This is a genomic window from Asaia bogorensis (assembly GCF_900465345.1).
Taxonomy (GTDB): Bacteria; Pseudomonadota; Alphaproteobacteria; order Acetobacterales; family Acetobacteraceae; genus Asaia; species Asaia bogorensis_A.
Genome location: NZ_UEGO01000027.1, coordinates 1 through 3,308, shown reverse-complemented (window position 1 = coordinate 3,308; position 3,308 = coordinate 1). Strand labels below are relative to the sequence as shown.

Genomic DNA, 3,308 nt, shown 5'->3' with positions numbered 1-3,308 from the left:
TATCGCTGATATGGGCGTATGTTTCCATTTTGGCAAATGAATTCACTGATTCGAATTGGACAAAATAGCAACATCGTTGGAAATGCAGGTTTCCACGCGGCTTACGGAACTCCTGCGCCCCGTCAGCCTTGAGTCATCTCACCTCTGGAAAACGACGATGACAAACAAGCCGAACCCAGCCAAGCCGGGGAGCGACGAGCCGTTTGAGCCGTATCCCGACACGAGCCCGCAGCAGGACGACGCGCCTGAGCACCCCGATCATCCCGAGGACGGAGGAAAGCCCGCATGACCTCGAAACCGACGCCGACATACGATCCCAGCCATCCGGCACCTGAGCCCAAGCCGGGCGAGAACGCGCCGCTTCCGGATGCGCCCGAGAACCCGACGAACTAAGGGCGTGGCCTGCACCCTCCGAATGGTGGGCGCAGGTCCGCTGTGCTCTCGATTTGAGCTCGCCCGATTTGGTGAGCTCAAAGGCAAGAATTACGCGAGGGCAGGGCTTTTCCCGTCCGCCCGCGCCGACCCGTCGCCATACTCTTGGTAGAGCGCCGTCAGCGCTTTTATCGCGTTCTCGGAAAGAGCCCTGCGCTTGGTCGGGATGCCTTGGCGAGCCAGAAGCATTTCCCTGAGGTCGCTCTCCAGTCCGGCCGCCCAGTTCGGCAGCGAGGTGATAACCTCCCCCCATATTTGCGCGAAGTCCTCGCCGCTCTCAGAGGTCAGAGCGCTCATGACGCTGCCTCCTTCGGGCGGGAGAAAGGGAGCAGATGCTTCACGATACGGTTGGACCATTTGAGTTGCGCCTGTGACCCTTTGCCGTTGCGGCGGGTCGTGTCGAACATACGTCCGAACGGCGCGCCTTTCTCTGTCATTCTGTAGTCGCAACTAGACGAGAGGGCCGCATGCCGCGTCTGGTATCCTTGGTCAACGAGAAGCTGGTTGACCTCTCTGGGCGTGGCCGCAATCTGGTGGCCGATCTCGGTCGGCGTCAGATAGGTGTCGTCGTTCGGCGCAGCAAGCGAAGTCATCCCCATCAGTTCGAGCGGGTTCACACCAGTCATCTCGAACGTTCCACGCGCCGCCGCCATGCACTGCTGATTCTCGTCAGTGTTCGGCAGGGTGCGGGCGATCTTGAGAAGGCGCGTGTAGGTCGTGTCGAAGGCTGGTTTGCGGGGGCGTTTGGGGGTCCGCTCAATATGCGGATCCTTACCCTGCACCATCGCATCGAACGCCTGGATCACCATCACATGGAACTTGGGGTTGATCCACATCGCGTAGGCGTAAACGAGTTCCTTGGCGACGTAGGTGCCTTGGTTCGCGCCGCCTTTGATCGAGGAAACGGGCGATGTGGGAATTCCCGCATCGGTCTCGGAAGGCGATGCAGGAATTCCTGCATCGGTCAGTTCGGTAATAAGTGCCTTAGTTTGTGCGTTATCCATCCACACGCCTGGGCGCTTCGAGCGCTTCGTTGCCCGACGCCTTGTGGCAATCGTTCAGGCAGTAGCGGCCCTGGGCGTCCTGACGGATGGCGGTCGTAAGTATGGTGAGGCTCGTGTTCATGCCACTTCTCCCACATCAACCGAACGGGCGATGATCGGGCGCATGCACTTGTCATGCGTCACCACGATCGGGCCGAACATACGCGCGAGATCGACATCAGAAAGAGACGCAAGACGCGACGGGTCTTTTGAGGTATAAACGACATTAGCTGTCGGCATGGGGGTTCTTCCCTTGCTGGTGGTTAGACGATCCAAGGGGCTCCACCCCCTCGGGTCGTCGCTAAGGTGTATTACCTTTCCACCTTGCGCGCAAGGAGGTAATTCACTTATATGGGTCTATGCCGATTAATCCTGACAAGTCCGTGCAAAAACTAGTAGCGATGCCTCGCGAAATGGCTGACGCAATCGCTGATTTTCGCTTTGAGCATCGTCTCCGATCTGAAGCGGAGGCAATCCGTCGCTTAGTAAAGGCGGGGCTTAAAGCGATGCATCGTGAGGGCAGCGTTACCGATGATCCACGACAGGACTAGCCCGTGCGTGACAGAATAATGCTCTATTCCCGCAGGTGCCCTCGCCTGGATAGCCATCCTTAGTCGGCTTGTTGTAGCTGTATACTTTCCCATTCCGTCGTGAACATATGTCGCACTGAGCGGTTTTTGAGCTTTTCCATACATATTCCGATATACCAGCTTTCACGGCCTGGGCACGATTGAAGGCAGCGATCTCTCTTTTCTTCCCTTCGACGCGCGCCACATATTCGTCGTATTCTCTCTCATATTGTTCCGCTGTTTTGCCTCGCTTTTTCGGTGGATGGATTCTGCCGCCACTTGGCCATCCGTCGGGGCGGGGAATGCTGAATGGAGAGGCTTCAGCCATAACCTTTCTCGTTGTTTTCCTACGAAAAAACCGGCTCAAAATTCCCATAGTGAAACTCCGAATCTAGATGCGCCGCTAGCCACCAGACTTGAATCAGGGCTTTCAACCCACTAGGTTGCATGTGTTCCCGCTACACCGCCTTATGGCGGCGCCGGGCTTGCAAGACCTGTGAGAGCAGGCCGGTTCGGGCAGATGGTTTCGCGAGCCAGCCCGAACCGCTCTCGCGATTTTCGATCAGGAAAGACGGACTAGTTACAGGCTCCTGACTGCTTGGCGCCGTATTGCGCCTGCGCCTTGGTATAGCCAGCTCCATACTCCGACGACAGCTGGGCGATAAGGCCGTTACACGAAAAGCCTTTTATATCGAGATATTCCCTGGCTGATCGCGCGGCATTTGCATTCCAATCAATGCCTAAGCTATCGACTGCAACCGTGGCATCCTTCTTTGAAAAGCCAGCCCCGTAGTCGGATGATAATTGCTGTATTAGGGCGAACCGAGAAAAGCCTTTCATGCTCAGATAGTCCTCGGCAGAACGGACGGCGTTGCGCTGAGAGTTCGTCATCCCGGCGGATGTCGCATCACTTGGTGCCTCCTCCGCGCCTGGCTCGGCATTCGCCTCGGCTAAAGCGACAGATGAAAGCATCCCGATCATAAGCAATGAGACACAACGATGTAGCTTCATGGCTAATCTCCCTTGATGGGAGGATGACATATGAGCGATCAAATAGGGAAGGGCGCGCAACATCCCATATGCGCGGGGCTCGCTCCCCGGCACTGCTGCTGATATGGTTGCGGCCTTCTCTGCCGACTGGAGCGTGCATGAAACGTCGCCTACTGAGTCTCGCTTTAGGGCTACCTTTCTGCATCTCGTTCGCCGCGAACGGGCAGGGATACCAGACGCCTCCGACGCCCTTGTCGGGTTCACCTTCGCTTTC

Annotated in this window: 6 protein-coding genes; 1 reads left to right on the top strand and 5 read right to left on the bottom strand. The window is 57.2% G+C overall.

The features are described 5' to 3' along the window. Positions 1 to 157: 157 nt before the first annotated feature. The gene (locus ED655_RS16000) at positions 158 to 289 is read left to right on the top strand and encodes a hypothetical protein (protein ID WP_277302613.1); all 132 of its coding nucleotides are present in this window, start codon (positions 158 to 160) and stop codon (positions 287 to 289) included. A gap of 194 nt (positions 290 to 483) precedes the next feature. Here the strand turns inward: ED655_RS16000 and ED655_RS09260 are convergent, their stop codons facing one another. The 5 genes from ED655_RS09260 to ED655_RS09245 all read right to left on the bottom strand — a co-directional run bounded on the left by ED655_RS09260 (position 484) and on the right by ED655_RS09245 (position 3,055). Next, the gene (locus tag ED655_RS09260; RefSeq protein WP_122049941.1) at positions 484 to 729 is read right to left on the bottom strand and encodes a hypothetical protein; all 246 of its coding nucleotides are present in this window, start codon (positions 727 to 729) and stop codon (positions 484 to 486) included. Further along, positions 726 to 1,436 (bottom strand): KilA-N domain-containing protein, encoded by a 711-nt coding sequence (locus tag ED655_RS09255; RefSeq protein WP_122049940.1) that lies wholly within the window; start codon positions 1,434 to 1,436, stop codon positions 726 to 728. The genes ED655_RS09260 and ED655_RS09255 overlap by 4 nt, the downstream gene beginning before the upstream one ends. Next, positions 1,429 to 1,557, bottom strand: coding sequence for a hypothetical protein (locus ED655_RS15995; RefSeq protein ID WP_277302614.1), 129 nt, complete (start codon positions 1,555 to 1,557; stop codon positions 1,429 to 1,431). Before ED655_RS15995 ends, ED655_RS09255 begins: the two co-directional genes overlap by 8 nt. After that, positions 1,554 to 1,715, bottom strand: a complete 162-nt coding sequence (locus ED655_RS15565) for a hypothetical protein (RefSeq protein WP_162993468.1) — start codon at positions 1,713 to 1,715, stop codon at positions 1,554 to 1,556. Before ED655_RS15565 ends, ED655_RS15995 begins: the two co-directional genes overlap by 4 nt. A gap of 905 nt (positions 1,716 to 2,620) precedes the next feature. Next, entirely contained in the window at positions 2,621 to 3,055 is a 435-nt protein-coding gene (locus tag ED655_RS09245; protein WP_205836020.1) for an Ltp family lipoprotein, read from the bottom strand. Between the last annotated feature and the right edge of the window lie 253 nt (positions 3,056 to 3,308).

Coding starts and splice junctions, on each gene's coding strand:
- ED655_RS15565 (WP_162993468.1), bottom strand. CDS start 1,715: ATGCCGACAGCTAATGTCGTTTATACCTCAAAAGACCCGTCGCGTCTT.
- ED655_RS09255 (WP_122049940.1), bottom strand. CDS start 1,436: ATGGATAACGCACAAACTAAGGCACTTATTACCGAACTGACCGATGCA.
- ED655_RS09260 (WP_122049941.1), bottom strand. CDS start 729: ATGAGCGCTCTGACCTCTGAGAGCGGCGAGGACTTCGCGCAAATATGG.
- ED655_RS16000 (WP_277302613.1), top strand. CDS start 158: ATGACAAACAAGCCGAACCCAGCCAAGCCGGGGAGCGACGAGCCGTTT.
- ED655_RS15995 (WP_277302614.1), bottom strand. CDS start 1,557: ATGAACACGAGCCTCACCATACTTACGACCGCCATCCGTCAGGACGCC.
- ED655_RS09245 (WP_205836020.1), bottom strand. CDS start 3,055: ATGAAGCTACATCGTTGTGTCTCATTGCTTATGATCGGGATGCTTTCA.